The organism is Paenibacillus rhizophilus (assembly GCF_003854965.1).
Taxonomy (GTDB): Bacteria; Bacillota; Bacilli; order Paenibacillales; family Paenibacillaceae; genus Paenibacillus_AQ; species Paenibacillus_AQ rhizophilus.
The window spans coordinates 340,803-356,957 of the sequence record NZ_RQPI01000001.1; the positions used below are offsets into that span (position 1 = coordinate 340,803).

Consider the following 16,155-nt stretch of genomic DNA (forward strand, 5'->3'; position numbering starts at 1 on the left):
TAAAATCAAAGGCAAGAGCCGCCAATAACCGGAAAAATTGGTTTGAAGGGCTGATTCTCTTGTGCCGGATCGGAGAATAATGATAAATTAAGAGGACATACTTCGGTCTTACACCTAAAGGGGGCTGCCAAACTTGGAAATGGTTCAAGTCGTTTTTTTGACGGTGCTCATGTTCTTCGTACTGGTTACGGTACATGAATGGGGACATTATTATTTTGCCAAACGCGCCGGGATTCTTGTAAGAGAATTTGCTATCGGTTTCGGTCCGAAACTGTTTTCCTATAAACGCAATGAAACCCAGTTTACGCTCCGCTTGCTTCCGTTCGGAGGATACGCGCGGATGGCCGGAGAAGATCCCGAAGTAATCGAAATTGCAGCCGGGCAGACCATAGCGGTGCGGCTAGGCAGCGGCAATGTCGTGAAGAACATTTATCTCGACCAGTTGGATACTCGCAGAAACGTCATCCGCGGCGAGGCGCAGCATGCGGACCTTGAGAACGATCTTCAAATTAAGCTGGATGTGGATAGGGAAGTTACGACCTATTCCGTACATCCTCAGGCCATGATAGTCAAGGGCAGCCAGCAAATTCAGATCGCTCCCAAAAATCGGCAGTTCGGCAGCAAAACCGTCGGACAGCGTGCGCTTGCTATTGTGGCAGGACCCGTAATGAACTTTCTCCTGGCCTTCATCCTGTTCGGTGTATTCATTCAGATGGCCGGCGTTGCGGTAGAGAACCCGTCCTATGTGCTGATCGGCGAGGTCTCTGAGGGCATGCCTGCGGAAGCTGCGGGACTTCAGAAAGGCGATATCGTCTATTCGATTAATGGCGAGAACATAGGGGCGGATTATAAGAAGATGATCAGCTTGACTTCCGCATCCGAAGGAAAAGCAATGGAATGGACTATTAAACGCGACGATCAGCTGATCAATGTAACGATGACGCCTCGCGGCATGGAAGGGCAGGAGGGCGGCAAAGTTGGGATTACACCGGAGCTTCCGACCCGTCATGCAACAATAGGCGAAACACTCAGCCTTTCGGGCAAAATGATGGTCACCACGACAGAACAGATTTTCATAGGCTTCAAACAGATTATTAACCAGTTTAATATGGACGATCTCAGCGGGCCCGTCGGCACCTTCAAGCTGACCGGCCAAATTGCCCAGCAGGGTATCGTGTACTTGACCCACTGGACGGCCATACTCAGCCTGTATCTCGGCATCTTCAATTTGCTCCCGATACCGGCGCTTGACGGAAGCCGGCTCGTGTTCCTTGGCGTGGAGGCGCTGCGCGGCAAACCGGTTGATCCCAACCGGGAAGGCATGGTTCATTTCGTCGGCTTCGCGATGCTGTTTCTGCTGATGATCGCCGTTACCTATAACGATATTTTGCGCCTGATTAGCGGTTAATTTTGTTTAGGCCCTATGCGGCAATCCACTGCCGCCCGGGCCCATTTACGGGAGGAACACCATTATATGTCAAAAGATAAGCAGTTTGTTACGGAAATAACGCCGCAGGGCGAAGATTTCTCGCGTTGGTATATCGATGTCATCAAGAAAGCCGACCTGATGGATTACTCCCCGGTGCGCGGCTGCATCGTGTTCAAGCCGGACGGCTTCGAAATTTGGGAGCACATCCAGGAAGAGATGAACCGCCGATTCAAGGAAACGGGGCACCGCAACGCCTATTTCCCGTTGTTTATCCCGGAAAGCTTTTTTCAAAAGGAAAAAGAGCATGTCGAGGGCTTCAATCCGGAGCTGCCGTGGGTAACGGAAGCTGGCGGCGATAAGCTGGAAGAGCGGCTGGCTATCCGGCCGACCTCCGAAACGATGATTGGACATATGTATTCCAAGTGGATTCAGTCTTACCGTGACCTGCCGGTTCTCATTAATCAGTGGGCGAACGTCGTCCGTTGGGAAAAGCGGACGCTGCCCTTCATCCGCACAAGCGAGTTTTTGTGGCAGGAAGGTCATACGGCGCATGAGAACGAGGCTGAAGCGCGTGAAGAGACGATGCAGATGCTCGAAATCTACCGCGATTTTGTAGAAGGCTATTTGGCGATTCCGGTCATTACCGGACAGAAGACGCCTTCCGAGCGCTTTGCCGGAGCGGTGGACACGTACTCGATCGAGGCGATGATGAAGGATGGACGCGCTGTTCAGGCGGGAACCTCCCATTACCTCGGCACCAAATTTGCTGTGGCATTCGAGATTCAGTACCTCAGCCGCGATAACAATCTGGAATATGTGCATACGACTTCGTGGGGGACTAGCACTCGTATGATCGGCTCGATGATTATGGTGCATGGTGACGACCGGGGTCTCGCCCTGCCGCCTAAAGTGGCGCCGACGCAAGTGATCATGATTCCAATCGGTCCTCCGAAGACGCGGGAAGCGGTCATTGCCCGGACGGACGAGCTGTTCAAGGAACTGAAATCTGCAGGCATCCGCGTGCGCGTTGACGACCGTTCCGATGTGACGCCCGGCTGGAAATTCAATGAATATGAAATGCGCGGTGTGCCGGTCAGACTGGAGCTTGGGCCTCGTGACATGGAGAACGGCGTCTGCGTGCTCGTCTCCCGGATCAGCGGCGAGAAGAAAATCGTTCAGCAGGACCGGTTAGTGGAAGAAGTGGAGACCATGCTGCAGCAGGTTCATAACGAAATGTTCGAACGTGCCCTCAAATTCCGTGAGGAACATTTCTATTCCGTCGAGACGCTGGATGAAATGAAAGCGGCAATGGAAGAGAAACGCGGCTTTGCGCTGGCCGGCTGGTGCGGCGACGATGCGTGCGAAGCACAAGTAAAGGAAGAGACGGGAGCAACGAGCCGAAACATTCCTTTTGAACCGGGCGAAACGAAGAAGACATGTATCTGCTGCGGCAAACCGGCACAGCATACGGTCGTGTTCGCCAAAGCGTACTAAGGTTGTACAGCATTTTCATAAGCATTGGATAAAAGGAATGTAAGCTTCTGGCGATCAGGAGACGGCGGGCGGAAAGCCCGGGCGCTTTACGAACATATTGGCAGGGTTTAGCCTCACGCTATTTCTTGCCTGTATGCCTACGAGAGACGGGGAACCGTCTTTAGAGGACGGCCCCGCCGTTTCTTCTCACCGGAAGCTTGTTTATTTGGAAGATTCATAGCGATAGAATGACAACAATGACAGCAAAGACCTCGCTTTATCGGGGAATGTAAAGGTGGGGGAAGCATGGCTATTAGCGAGGAGAGAAGAAAACGGTTCGAGCTGCTGATGAAGCAGGGAGAGATTCCGCCTGCTTTGATTGATCCCTATTTTTTGGACGGCTATATCGACCGGGTGGAGATCAGCCGCGGCAACCGCGACTGGCGGATTGTCGTTGCGAAGCAGAGCCTGGTTCCGGCACAGGCCTATCGGACTTTTTGTCTGAGAATGCGGGAGCGGCTTCAGCATATCGCTAAGGTCAGCTTTTTGTTTCTTTATGAGGAACCGGTCAGCCGAAGCGATATTTTTCATGAATATTGGGGGCTGTTCCTGGAGTGGGTTCACCGGGAGATTCCTTCCGTTAACGGTTGGCTGACGCGTTCGGAGCAGACGCTTCAGGGCGATACGCTGATGCTGAATATGAGCGATCAAATGTCACTGGATCTGGCCCGAAAAAAAAGCATCGATGGGGCGATCATCCGGTTTTACGATACGTATTTCGGTCTTTCCCTGCGCGTAAAAGTGCAGATTGCGGAGAAAGAAAACAAGGTCGAGGCTTTCGAGGAATTCCAGCAGAAGCTCCAGCAGGAGCAGCGGGAAATTATCGAGCAGATGATGACGGCTATAGAGTCCGAGGTTTCCTCCGAGGACAGCGGCGGGGAGGAAACCGTTCCTCTTCAAGTCGGATATGATATCAAGGATCAACCCGTGCCGATTGTGGAGATCCAGGATGAAGAGAAAAGAATAGCGATCCAAGGGACGATTTTTGGACTTGACCGCAAGGAGCTGCGCAACGGAAGCACGCTGTTCACGTTCAGTTTGACCGACTTTACCGATTCGCTGCAAATGAAGATGTTTGCCAAAACGAAAGACGATCTGAAAGTAATGAGCCAGCTGGCGAACGGCAAATGGGTAAAAGCGCGCGGACGTGTAGAATACGACCGTTTCATGCAGACCCCGGAACTGGTGATGATTCCATCGGACCTGTCCGAGGTGTCGGCTCCGCCGGCCCGCAAGGACAATGCGCCGCAGAAGCGGGTAGAGTTTCATCTTCACAGCACCATGAGTACGATGGACGCGGTAACGCCGATCGGAGATTATGTCAAGACCGCAGCCAAGTGGGGACATCCGGCGATTGCCGTCACCGACCACGGCGGAGTGCAGTGCTATCCCGATGCGGCCAAGGCGGCGAAGAAGAACGGCATCAAAATGCTGTACGGCGTTGAAGCGAATGTGGTTAACGATGCGGTTAATGTAGTGGAGAATCCTCAGCCGCTGGAGCTTAGAACTGCAACTTATGTCGTTTTTGATATCGAGACCACCGGCCTCTCTATTACGCGCAACAATATCACCGAGCTTGCCGCCGTCAAGATGCAGGGCGGTCAGGAAATCGACAGATACACTACTTTTGTCAACCCGCATGAAAAAATCCCTTACCATATTCAGCAGCTGACCAATATTACTGACGATATGGTAAAGGATGCCCCCGATCTTGAGCCTGTGCTGCATGAATTTGTTGCTTTTATCGGGGACAGTGTTCTCGTTGCGCATAACGCCCGGTTCGATATGGGGTTTATCCAGGCATCGCTGGCCAAGTTTGGGCTGCCGCTTCTGCCTAATCCTTCGCTTGATACGTTGGAGTTGGCGCGGCTGTTGTATCCGAATATGAAAAATCACCGGCTTAATACGCTGGCTGACAAATATAAAGTTTTGCTGGAAAGCCATCACCGGGCGGTTGACGATACGGTGGCGCTGGGTGGAGTCCTGAACGGACTTTTGGCCGATGCCGAGAAGCTGAAAGGGCTGACGATGCTGGACCGTCTGAATGACGAGGTCGGCAAGGATCTGTCCAACACGCGTCCGTTTCACTGCTGTATTTACGCCCTGAATATGACCGGAAAGAAGAACCTGTACAAGCTTGTATCCTTATCTCACACCGATTATTTCAAGCGGGTGCCCTGCATTCCAAAGTCCAAGCTGGAGACCATGCGGGACGGATTGCTGGTTATTTCCGGCTGTGAGCGGGGAGAGTTCTTCGAAGCCGTATTGAACAAAACGGCCGAGGAAGCGATGGAGGTCGCCCAGTTCTACGACGTGCTGGAAATCCAGCCGCTGACCATGTACATGCATCTTGTGGACAAAGGCTTCGTGGCAAGCCCTGATGAGCTGCGCGACGTCGTCCGCCGGATCTGCGAGATCGGGGAGAAACTCAGTAAGCCGGTAATCGCGACTGGTAACGTGCATTATCTGGAGCCCCGTTACAAGCTGTTTCGCGATATTACGATCCACGGCATTACGGGATTTAGTCCGCTGAAGGATCAGCGCAAGCCGGACGCCCACTTCAGGACAACGGAAGAAATGCTGCAGGAATTTGATTTTCTGGGCGAGGATAAAGCGATGGAGGTCGTTGTCACCAATACGGTGGAGCTGGCCGAGCGCTTTGAGCCGTTCGAGCTGTTCCCCGACAAGCTGTTCACGCCGATCATCGACGGAGCGGACGAGGAGATTCGTGAAACCTGCTACCGGACGGCAAGATCCATTTATGGAGAGGATTTGCCCGAAGTGGTTGTTGCCCGCCTTGAAAAAGAACTGGAGCCGATCATCAAGTACGGCTTCTCCGCCAACTACCTGATTTCAGAGCGGCTGGTTAAAAAATCGAACCAGGACGGGTACCTCGTCGGCTCCCGTGGTTCGGTCGGCTCCTCTGTGGTGGCGACGTTCCTCGGCATATCCGAGGTTAACCCGCTTCCAGCGCATTACATTTGTCTTAACCCGGAATGCCGGCACAGCGAATGGTTCCTCGACGGCAGCGTACCGAGCGGATTCGACCTTCCGGACAAGGCATGCCCAGACTGCGGAGAGAAGCTGAAAGGCGAAGGCCAGGACATTCCGTTCGAGACGTTTCTCGGCTTCAAGGGCGACAAGGTGCCCGATATCGACCTTAACTTTTCCGGGGAATATCAGCCGCATGCGCATAATTATACGAAGGTGCTGTTCGGTGAAAAAAGCGTCTTCCGGGCGGGCACCATCGGTACCGTCGCAGAGAAGACGGCCTTCGGCTTCGCTAAGAAGTACGAGGAAGATCAGCAGAAGCGCTGGCGCGGCGCCGAGCTAGGCCGTCTGGCGGCCGGCTGTACCGGCGTCAAGCGGAACACAGGGCAGCATCCCGGCGGCATAGTCGTCGTACCGGATTACATTGAGGTTGAAGACATAACGCCGGTTCAATATCCGGCCGATGATGTGAATTCCGAATGGAAGACGACGCATTTTGACTATCACGCCTTTGACGCCAACCTTCTCAAGCTCGATATTCTGGGTCATGACGATCCGACCATGATGCGGATGCTGCAGGATCTGACCGGCGTCGATCCGACGAGTATTCCGATGAACGATCCAAAGGTGATGAGCATGTTCAACTCCACCGAATCCCTCGGTGTGACGCCGGAGAAAATCCGAACGCCTGTCGCCACCTATGGGGTCCCGGAAATGGGGACGAAATTCGTTCGTCAAATGCTTATCGAATCAAAGCCGTCAAGCTTTGCCGACCTGCTGCAGATTTCCGGACTATCCCACGGAACGGGCGTATGGCTCGGCAACGCCCAGGATCTCATCAAGAACAATACCTGCAATATCAAGACGGTTATCGGCTGCCGCGACGATATTATGCTGTATCTGATCTACAAAGCGGGCATGGACGCCGGACTGGCCTTTAAGATCACCGAAAGCGTGCGGAAAGGCAAAGGTCTGAGTCCGGAGTGGATTGAGGAAATGAAGAAATGCAAGGTGCCTGCTTGGTACATTGATTCCTGCCTCAAAATCCAGTACATGTTCCCGAAGGCGCACGCCGCGGCTTATGTTATCTCCGCCGTGCGCACCGCGTACTTCAAACTGTATTATCCGATACACTATTATGCGACGTATTTCTCGGTCCGCGCGGAGGATTTCGACATCGAGCTGTGCTGCCAGGGGTACGACGCCATTCTCCGGCAGATTGTTGAGATTGAGGCGAAAGGCTTCCAGGCACTGCCGAAGGAAAAGGCGATGCTGCCGATCCTCGAAATGGCGCTCGAAATGACGGCCAGGGGCTTCACTTTCAAGAGCATTGATCTGTATCGCTCCGACGCCACCAAGTTTACCGTCGACGGAGACAGCCTTATTCCTCCTTTCTCCGCAATGGCTGGCATTGGCGAGAACGCTGCGAAGAATATCGCGGCGGCCAAAGACGCCGGAGAGTTTCTGTCCATCGAGGATTTTCAGCAGAAATCCAAGGCCAGCAAAACAATCGTAGAGCTGCTTACCGGGCTCGGCTGCTTCCGGGGACTGCCGGAGAGCAATCAGTTATCCTTGTTCTGAGGTCTTGAGACCTCTGTTATCAGCAAGCTACATCGATTTCGGAGGTCGGTCTAGTGCGGAGAGTTAAAGCATTTCTCTTTCATATGAGCCTACGGACAAGGCTGACGCTCTCCTTTATAGCCATGACTTTTTTGTCTTTGACGGTCATGGCAGTGGGGTATACGGTAAAAAGCTCCGATGTGATTCTAAAGAATGCCAGTGAAACTTCGCTGGGACTTGTGCGGATGGGTAATCAATCGTTGGACAGCAGTCTGGCCAGGGTGGAGCAAAGTGCCATTAATATGCATCTGGACCAGGATCTGTTCAACTTTTTCAATACGGAAAATTTGCGCTCCAGAGATTTCACTATTGACTCGGACCGTAAAATTACGCGGATTTTGCAAAAATACTTTCCAACCACGGAGGATATGTTTTCAGTCAACCTGGTAACCAGGAATTACACTTTTGGAGAAACACCGTCCTTTTGGATTCCAAAGAAGGATTACTCCCACTCCAAAATTTATAAGATCGGAACCGAATCGCGCAGCAGCATAACCTGGATTCCCACATATAATCTACTGGAGCAATTTTACTCCACTGCTCCTTCGGAGAAAGACCAATACGTCTTTACGGGAACGCGGCTGATGAATTTTGCGATTGTTCGGAACAACATCCTGATTCAAATGAAGAAGAGTATTGAGCGGCCGATTTTGGTCGTGAATTTTCAGGAATTCATGTTTCAGCATGCTCTTGAAGAAAGCTTGAACGTGGAAGGCTCTTATTACCATATGTTCACCCGGGATGGGGCTGTTTTATCCAGCTCGGAGCTGGCCGGCGATCCGGCCGAAGTCAGCCGGGAATGGATTGCGAGCGCCATAAGCAAGCAGAGCGGCACGCAGTACATTACGCTCGGCGGGCAGAAACTGGTCGTCTGCTTCGATACGATGAAGACGACAGGCTGGCTGTCGGCGGTTTTTATTCCGTATAAAAATTTGAAACGAACACTTCCCGACATGTTCGTGTACACCCTGTACTCTTTGCTGATCATCACCCTCATATCGGTGGCGGTCGCCGCGCTGCTGTCCGGCCGGATCACCATGCCGCTCATTAAGCTGCTGCGCGGCATCAACCGGAGCGGTGACGGACACTTCAATACGTGGATTGAGTCCGGGGGCACGAAGGAAATTAACATTATCATTCACAAGTTCAACCAGATGAATGAAAGCATCTATACGCTGATAGAAGAAAATTACAAATCAAAGATGAAAGAACTGGAGGCGGAGCTAAAGGCGCTTAATTTCCAGTTCAATCCGCACTTTTTATACAATACACTGAATATCATCAATTATTTGGCCATTGAGAACAAACAGTCCCTGATCAGCAAAATGCTTGTTGAGCTGTCGGAAATGCTGGAATATACGGCCCAAAGCCCGGGGAAGGTTATTTTCTCCGAGGATCTGAACTATTTGAAAAATTACGTGTTTATTATGAGCCGTCGTTTTGAAGACAAATTCACGGTGACTTATGAGATTGAACCGGAACTGGAAGGCCACTCAGTACCCAAGTTTTTATTACAACCGTTTATTGAGAACGCCCTGGTTCATGCTCTTGAAGAGAAGGAGTATGGCGGGCTTATTCATGTGACAGGACAAATCGACAAGAACGGCAGAATATTCACCGTTACCGACAACGGAAAAGGGATGTCTCCCGAGACGATAGCCCGTGTGCTGGAGATTCATGAGGATACGGGCTCCGCTGCGGTTTCTATCGGGATTCAGAATGTCAACCAACGGATCAAGCTGCTGTATGGCCCGGACTATGGCGTGGACATCCGCTCGCAACTGAATGAGGGGACGACAGTAATTTTACGGCTCCCCCTGGATTTGGCAGAGTCCGGCTGAAGGCACACCAAGTAGTGCCATCAGCCGGATTTTTGTTTGTTTTCATAAAAACAATATTGCTTTCAGTAGAAAAGTCCACCATTCCCCATTTTTTAGAGTAGGAGAAGAACTCATTTCCTTTTATGATGAAAGCGTAATCAATAACTTCATTAGATAGGACGGTGTCACATGAAAAAGGGGATTCTACTATCATTGCTTGCCGTATCGTTGCTCGCGGGATGCTCCGGCGGCGAGACAAAAAACTCCGGTTCAACCAGCGGCAGTGCTGAAGGTTCGACCATCGAACTCACCTTCTGGCGTCCGCAGGCCAGTGAGGTCGAGGACAATGTGTATGTTAAGCGGATTGAAGAATTCAATCAGGCGAATCAAGGGAAGATCCATGTCAAGATGGAGGTAATTACCCGCGGCAATTCTTTTGCCTATGAAGACAAAATCAATGCCGCCGTCGCTTCCCACACCCTTCCGGATGTGCTTGCAATGGACGGACCCAACATTGCCAACTATGCGGCCTCGGAGATTATTATCCCGCTGGACGAGTATTTCTCCAAGGAAGACCTGGACGATTTCGTCCCCTCTATCCTTCAGCAAGGCTCCTATCAAGGCAAATTTTTTGCGCCGGGCTTGAACGAGTCCTCCGTCGTGCTTTTTTATAACAAAAAAATTATGGCAGAACACGGAATAACACCTCCGGACAAAATTGAAAATGCCTGGACCTGGGACGAATGGTACGACGTGATGAAGAAGACGTCCAAGGACGGCGTGTTCGGTACGAACATGATCAACGACAAAGGGGAGTGGATGACCTACGCTTTCGAGCAGCTATGGATTTCCGGCGGCACTGATATTGTCAATAAGGAAGGGACAACCGCTGAAGGGTTCGTCAACAGCCAAAAAGGCGTAGAGGCGGCCGCGTTCCTGCAAAAGCTGGCGAATGAAAAGCTGTTCAATATCGATCCGAAGCCGACGGAATTCGAGGAAGGTAAAGCAGCCACCAAACTAGGAGGTCCCTGGAATATTCCGGGTTTCAAAAATTATCCGGACCTGGAGTGGGGCATTACTTATTTCCCCAAAAAGCCGGGCGGCATTCAAACCGCGCCTTCGGGCAGCTGGGCGGTGGGGGTATCGGGAGACACCAAGCATCCGAAGGAAGCGGCGGAGGTCATTAAATGGATTACGAACAAAGACAGCTCGACCCAACTGGCCCAGGCCATAAGCATGCCGGCTAGCCGCAAATCGGCGTTTGAGAGCCTGACGGAATACAATGAGCTTCCGCTTCGCATTATCAAGGAGCAGGTTACGGGCGTGTCGCATGCCAGACCGGTTACTCCGGCGTATCCGGTGCTGACGCAGAAATTTGCTGAGGCCTTGACGGATATTATGGTCGGTGCGGATGTGAAAAAATCCTTGGACAATGTAGCGTCCACATTTGATGATGAGTACAAGCGCAATTTTGCCGAATAAGTGGCAGTGAACACCTCCCGCGGCAAAGGCGTTGCGCAGCGCCTTTGCCGCAAGCCTATTATCAGCTGCGCGAAAGGAAGAATGGATGATGCAAACGGTAATGAATGCGCAGAAACGCGAGCATATATCGTCTTTTAGACGGCAGAAAAGACGAGAAATCCTGGTTGGCTATTCGTTTGTCACACCGGCGGTCCTCCTGCTGATCTTTTTTCTGGTTCTGCCTTTTCTTCTAGCTGTAGCCTTCGGCTTCACGAAATTCAATCTGCTGCGTCCGGATAAAATTCAATTTACCGGTTTTGAGAATTACAAGCTTCTTTTTACCGATGGTCTGTTCTATAAATCGCTCTGGAACACTTTGTATTTCACAGTTATTGTAGTGCCTGTTCAATCGGGTGTCGCTTTAATGCTGGCCTTGCTAGTTAACAACCGGCTCAAGATGCGGAACGTGTTCCGGATCGCCTACTTCAGCCCGGTCGTCACCTCCATGACTGTTATCGCGATTCTTTGGATTTCGCTCTACAATCCGAATGAGGGGCTAATCAACTCAGCGCTTCATTTCTTCGGCATTCCGAATCAGCCCTTTCTCCGCAGCCCTGGTCAGGCGATGAACTCGATAATCTTCATGTCGGTATGGCAGGCCGCCGGCTACCAAATGATGATTTTTCTCGCAGGCCTTCAGGGAATCTCCAAGGATTTATACGAGGCCTCCTCCATTGACGGAGCGAACAAGCTTCAGCAGCTCCGCTACATTACGATACCGAGCCTTTATAATGTAACGGTCTTTGTTTTGACGATTACGACGATTCAGGCCGTTAAGCTGTTTGTTCAGCCTTACATCATGACGAACGGCGGTCCGGAGAACTCGACCCGAACGCTGGCTCTGCTGATTTACCAGCAAGGCTTTCAGTTCAGAAATGCGGGATACGCTTCCGCAATTTCCGTCATTTTCTTCCTGATTGTCGTGCTTATCTCATTCTCGATGAAAAAATTTCTCAGAGATAAATAACGGAGGGGAGGTCAGGACATGAGAGATACCCGGACAAAGCTGCTGCTGTACATTTTTAACATTATAATGTCGCTGTTGTTCATTATCCCGCTGTTATGGATGGTCGTCTCCTCATTAAAGCCGGAGAACCAAATCTTTACCGATCTCAGCTCGCTGAAATCACTATTGCCTCTGAATCCTACCTTGGACAATTATAGAGCGGCGTTTGAACGGATTCCGATGATGAAGTATCTGTTCAACAGTATCTTTTATGTATCTGTCATTTGCATCAGCGGACTTGGGGTGAATTCAATCTGCGGTTACGCGCTGGCCAAGCTTCGCTTCAGAGGCAATGAATTCATTCTTACTTGCATTATCGCCCTGATGATCGTTCCGTTTGAAAGCATTTTGATGCCGCTGTACCTTGTGGTTAATTCTTTGCACTGGGTCAATACCTGGTTTGCCTTAATCGTTCCGTTTATTGCCAACTGTTTTAGCATTTTTATGTTCCGCCAGTTTTTTATGGACATTCCCAATGAAATATTGGAGTCCGCCTCCATCGACGGAGCGGGTCCGCTGAAGACCTTCGCCTCTATCGTGGTTCCGCTCTCGGGACCTGTATTTGCAACCGTGTTCATCCTTGATTACATCAGTCACTGGGGAGATTTTATGTGGCCGATCCTGGTGACGACCGGAGAATCGCTGCGTAATATTCAGCTTGGGATTCAGACTTTCTTCACGCTGCCCCCTATCTATTACGGGCAAATTATGGCTACGCTGACCTTCACGACCGTTCCGATTATTGTGCTGTTCCTGCTGCTGCAGAAATATTATGTACAGGGTATCACCAGTGCCGGAATCAAAGGTTGACCGGTGTCCATACTAAATACCATACAGTAGGTGAGCGCCTCCATGAACAGAATTATGGTTGTCGATGATGAAGCGATCCAGCGAAGAGTGCTTGCCAAGATGATTCGGCAATTTCTGCCTGAATGCGAGGTTGTCGAGGCTGGAAACGGCAAAACCGCGCTGGATATTGCCCGAACGGCTTCCTTTGATGTCGTTATTACGGATATTAAAATGCCGATTATGGATGGTTTCGATTTTATTGAGCAAATGAACAAGCTTTCAGCGGCAACTAAAATTATCTTCTTAAGCAGCTACCGTTACTTTGAATATGCCCAGCGGGCCATTCGGTTAGGCGCTTTTGACTATGTGCTGAAGCCGGTGAAGGAAGAAAGTATCGGCGTTCTGCTTGACAAGGTTCGGGACAGTATTGAGAAAGAACATCGGATTTCACTGGAAGCGGAGCTTGAATGAGAACAGTTCCGAATCAGCATGAATGCATATTACGGACATTTGCTGGGAGAATGGGTACGGAATGGCGTCACCGTTGAAAAATACCGGAAGCTTCAACGTCAGTATTCATTGGAGCCTTGGGGGGCGGTCATCGTCACGCGCATCGAAGACAGCGCCGCCGCCGGCGACCTGTATCCGAACGGCCTGGAGGATATCCGGGGAGCAATGCCCGGCATGCTGGCGGAGTTGCTGCGATCTCCGGATCGGGTCGTTTCCTTTTTTCCTTCAAAGCATGAACTAACCATGATCTCGGTCATTACAGAGAAACAATCTGACGGAGTTATAACATCATCCGTGCTGGGTGCTCTGGAAGAATACGGCCGCCGGCTGTCCGCCATGTATCAGTTATCGTTTGCAGTGGGCGTGGGCAATGTGCGAACCAATCTTTTTCGTGAAGCCGCGGATTCCTATACAGAAGCGTTGGAAGCCGCCGATTTCCGCTTCTTTCTGGGTGATGACCGGGTCGTCGTGTATGCAGCGATTTCCGGCCGGATTGTCCCCCAGCATTACAACTTCCAGAAAGATGAGGAATTGTTCAGAGAATACATCAGAACGGATAAAGCCGATTTATTGCTAAAACATATGGATGATCTTTTCAGCCGGTTCCTCGAGAACGGACTGCCTTGCCGGGAGCAATGGATTAAATCCTTGATTCAGCTAGTGTTTCATATCGCTCCGGCAGTTCAGGGATTTCTCGGCGAAGAGGCGTACCACCGCGTCTTGCAAACTGCCGAGGGAAGTCTCATGGCCTGTGTCAGTTTTAAAGACTGCCGGGTGCAATTTTTGGGAATACTGAGAGAGTTCATGGCCATTGTGCAAAACAGCCGGGGTAACAAGCACGCCGAGGTGACTGAAAGATGCTTGGGTTATATCGAAACGCACTTCAGCGAGGATATCTCTCTGGAGCATGCAGCCAACCTGCTATTTTTCAGTCCTAATTACTTGAGCATCATTTTCAAAAGCCGTCTTGGCGTTTCCTTTACGAAATATCTGTCGGATTTCCGGCTGGAGAAGGCGGTTCAACTGCTGAAAGCCGGTGACATGAAGGTATATGAGATTGCCGGCAAGGTTGGATATAGGGACGAGAAATATTTTTATCGGGTATTTAAAGCAAAATACGGTTGTACACCTGATGAATATCGTAAAAGAAACGCTTCTCCATTGCCTCCGTCCTGAATGGGTTAATGGCAGTCAAGGGCCGACACTTGTCAGTACTCCCATGCTATGGTATAATTTTTTTGGAAATAATGAGATAAGTCCGTTGTGTAAAGAGTGGGGAAACCCACTCTTTATCTTTGGTATATAGCAAAAGACAAGTTCGTGGAGGTTAGTTTTATTTGAGCACACCCAAAATTAAAGGTATGGTGGAAGAGATGCTGAAACCCTACCTTGACAACAATGGATTCGAACTGGTGGACGTGGAATACGTGAAGGAAGGCTCCAATTACTTTTTGCGAGTATTCGTGGATAAGGAAGGCGGAATCGACATCGATGATTGCGGAAGCGTCAGCGAGTTCTTAAGCGCCAAGCTGGACGAGAACGATCCTATTACCGGCGCTTATTTTTTGGAGGTATCTTCTCCGGGTGCGGAACGGCCGCTTAAAAAAGCAGAAGAAGTGGCCAAAGCGGTCGGCAAGGACGTGTTCGTCACGACTTACGAGCCGATCGACGGACTCAAGGAATTCGAAGGCCGGCTGCTCTCGTTCGAGGACGGGGAAATGCTCATCTCCGTGGGCAAAAAACAGCATGTCGTTCCATATGCCAAAGTCGCAAGCGCGAGATTGGCCATTATTTTTTAAGGTTTTGAAAGGGGGACCGGATTTTTCATGAGTATGGATTTTATTGAAGCTATGAATGAACTGGAGAGAGAGAAAGGCATCAGCAAGGATGTGCTGTTTGAAGCCATTGAGGCTGCGCTGATCTCCAGCTATAAACGTAATTTCAACGCGGCGCAGAATGTTCGGGTGGATATGAACCGCAACACGGGAGTTATCAAAGTGTTTGCCCGCAAGCTGATCGTGGAAGAGGTGCTCGACTCGCGTACTGAGATTTCACTGCCTGCAGCGCGCGAGATCAACCCGCATTTTCAACTGGAGGATGTGGCCGAGCTTGAAGTTACGCCGAGAGACTTCGGACGCATCGCTGCCCAGACAGCCAAGCAGGTCGTCACCCAGCGCATCCGCGAAGCCGAGCGGGGACTGATTTACAACGCTTTTATCGACAAGGAAGAAGATATCGTTACCGGAATCGTGCAGCGGCAGGACCTTCGCAACGTTTACATCGATCTGGGAAAAATAGAAGCGGTGCTTCCGCTGAACGAGCTGATGCCGGGCGAAAAGTTCAAGCACGGTGAGCGTATCAAAGCCTATATTACCAAGGTGGAGAATACGACCAAGGGGCCTCAAATTTTGCTTTCCCGCAGTCATCCGGGGCTTTTGAAACGGCTGTTCGAGCTTGAGGTGCCGGAAATCTTCGACGGCGTCGTTGAGATCCGCTCCGTAGCCCGGGAAGCGGGGTTCCGTTCCAAAATTGCGGTGTACTCGCGTAATCCGGAAGTCGATCCCGTCGGCTCCTGCGTAGGCCCGAGAGGGATGCGCGTGCAGACGATCGTCACCGAGCTGCGCGGCGAGAAAATTGACATCGTGCGTTTTTCCGAATCGGTGGAAGAATATGTAGCCAATGCGCTCAGTCCTTCCAAAGTGCTTGAAGTTCAAGTGTTCGAAGCGGAAAAAATGGCGCGCGTCATCGTTCCCGACTATCAGCTGTCGCTGGCCATCGGCATCAAAGGGCAGAACGCCCGTTTGGCCGCGAAGCTGACCGGATGGAAAATCGATATCAAGAGCGAAAGCCAGGCGGAGCAGGAATTCGGCAGACCTAGAACGTCCAGCGACGAAATGCATCAGGATTCCGTCTCCATAGATTAATAACGAGGGGCG

11 protein-coding genes are annotated in these 16,155 nt (G+C 51.0%); all 11 read left to right on the forward strand.

Annotated elements, in window-relative coordinates; translation table 11 throughout:
* The first annotated feature begins 133 nt into the window (after window positions 1-133).
* The 11 genes from rseP to nusA all read left to right on the forward strand — a co-directional run bounded on the left by rseP (window position 134) and on the right by nusA (window position 16,143).
* On the forward strand, window positions 134-1,408 hold the full coding sequence (gene rseP / locus EH198_RS01675; protein ID WP_124693814.1) for an RIP metalloprotease RseP: 1,275 nt from the start codon (window positions 134-136) through the stop codon (window positions 1,406-1,408).
* A gap of 66 nt (window positions 1,409-1,474) precedes the next feature.
* On the forward strand, window positions 1,475-2,923 hold the full coding sequence (proS, locus tag EH198_RS01680; RefSeq protein ID WP_124693815.1) for a proline--tRNA ligase: 1,449 nt from the start codon (window positions 1,475-1,477) through the stop codon (window positions 2,921-2,923).
* Between the two features lie 285 nt (window positions 2,924-3,208).
* On the forward strand, window positions 3,209-7,534 hold the full coding sequence (locus tag EH198_RS01685; protein ID WP_124693816.1) for a PolC-type DNA polymerase III: 4,326 nt from the start codon (window positions 3,209-3,211) through the stop codon (window positions 7,532-7,534).
* A gap of 53 nt (window positions 7,535-7,587) precedes the next feature.
* Window positions 7,588-9,414: a histidine kinase gene (locus EH198_RS01690; protein WP_124693817.1), complete on the forward strand. Its 1,827-nt coding sequence runs from the start codon at window positions 7,588-7,590 to the stop codon at window positions 9,412-9,414.
* 168 nt (window positions 9,415-9,582) lie between these two features.
* On the forward strand, window positions 9,583-10,875 hold the full coding sequence (locus EH198_RS01695; protein WP_124693818.1) for an ABC transporter substrate-binding protein: 1,293 nt from the start codon (window positions 9,583-9,585) through the stop codon (window positions 10,873-10,875).
* A gap of 100 nt (window positions 10,876-10,975) precedes the next feature.
* Window positions 10,976-11,881: a carbohydrate ABC transporter permease gene (locus EH198_RS01700; protein ID WP_246014063.1), complete on the forward strand. Its 906-nt coding sequence runs from the start codon at window positions 10,976-10,978 to the stop codon at window positions 11,879-11,881.
* A gap of 18 nt (window positions 11,882-11,899) precedes the next feature.
* Window positions 11,900-12,730 (forward strand): carbohydrate ABC transporter permease, encoded by an 831-nt coding sequence (locus EH198_RS01705; RefSeq protein WP_124693820.1) that lies wholly within the window; start codon window positions 11,900-11,902, stop codon window positions 12,728-12,730.
* Between the two features lie 42 nt (window positions 12,731-12,772).
* Window positions 12,773-13,180, forward strand: a complete 408-nt coding sequence (locus tag EH198_RS01710; RefSeq protein ID WP_124693821.1) for a response regulator — start codon at window positions 12,773-12,775, stop codon at window positions 13,178-13,180.
* A gap of 18 nt (window positions 13,181-13,198) precedes the next feature.
* Complete coding sequence (locus EH198_RS01715) at window positions 13,199-14,395, forward strand: helix-turn-helix transcriptional regulator (protein WP_124693822.1); 1,197 nt, start codon at window positions 13,199-13,201, stop codon at window positions 14,393-14,395.
* Window positions 14,396-14,556: 161 nt separating this feature from the next.
* Window positions 14,557-15,018, forward strand: coding sequence for a ribosome maturation factor RimP (rimP, locus tag EH198_RS01720; protein WP_124693823.1), 462 nt, complete (start codon window positions 14,557-14,559; stop codon window positions 15,016-15,018).
* Between the two features lie 27 nt (window positions 15,019-15,045).
* Window positions 15,046-16,143: a transcription termination factor NusA gene (nusA, locus tag EH198_RS01725; RefSeq protein ID WP_124693824.1), complete on the forward strand. Its 1,098-nt coding sequence runs from the start codon at window positions 15,046-15,048 to the stop codon at window positions 16,141-16,143.
* Window positions 16,144-16,155 lie beyond the last annotated feature (12 nt).

Excerpts from the sequence above, each read along its gene's own strand:
- proS (WP_124693815.1), top strand. The coding sequence starts at position 1,475 with ATGTCAAAAGATAAGCAGTTTGTTACGGAAATAACGCCGCAGGGCGAA.
- EH198_RS01685 (WP_124693816.1), top strand. The coding sequence starts at position 3,209 with ATGGCTATTAGCGAGGAGAGAAGAAAACGGTTCGAGCTGCTGATGAAG.
- EH198_RS01695 (WP_124693818.1), top strand. The coding sequence starts at position 9,583 with ATGAAAAAGGGGATTCTACTATCATTGCTTGCCGTATCGTTGCTCGCG.
- EH198_RS01700 (WP_246014063.1), top strand. The coding sequence starts at position 10,976 with ATGAATGCGCAGAAACGCGAGCATATATCGTCTTTTAGACGGCAGAAA.
- EH198_RS01705 (WP_124693820.1), top strand. The coding sequence starts at position 11,900 with ATGAGAGATACCCGGACAAAGCTGCTGCTGTACATTTTTAACATTATA.
- EH198_RS01710 (WP_124693821.1), top strand. The coding sequence starts at position 12,773 with ATGAACAGAATTATGGTTGTCGATGATGAAGCGATCCAGCGAAGAGTG.
- EH198_RS01715 (WP_124693822.1), top strand. The coding sequence starts at position 13,199 with ATGAATGCATATTACGGACATTTGCTGGGAGAATGGGTACGGAATGGC.
- nusA (WP_124693824.1), top strand. The coding sequence starts at position 15,046 with ATGAGTATGGATTTTATTGAAGCTATGAATGAACTGGAGAGAGAGAAA.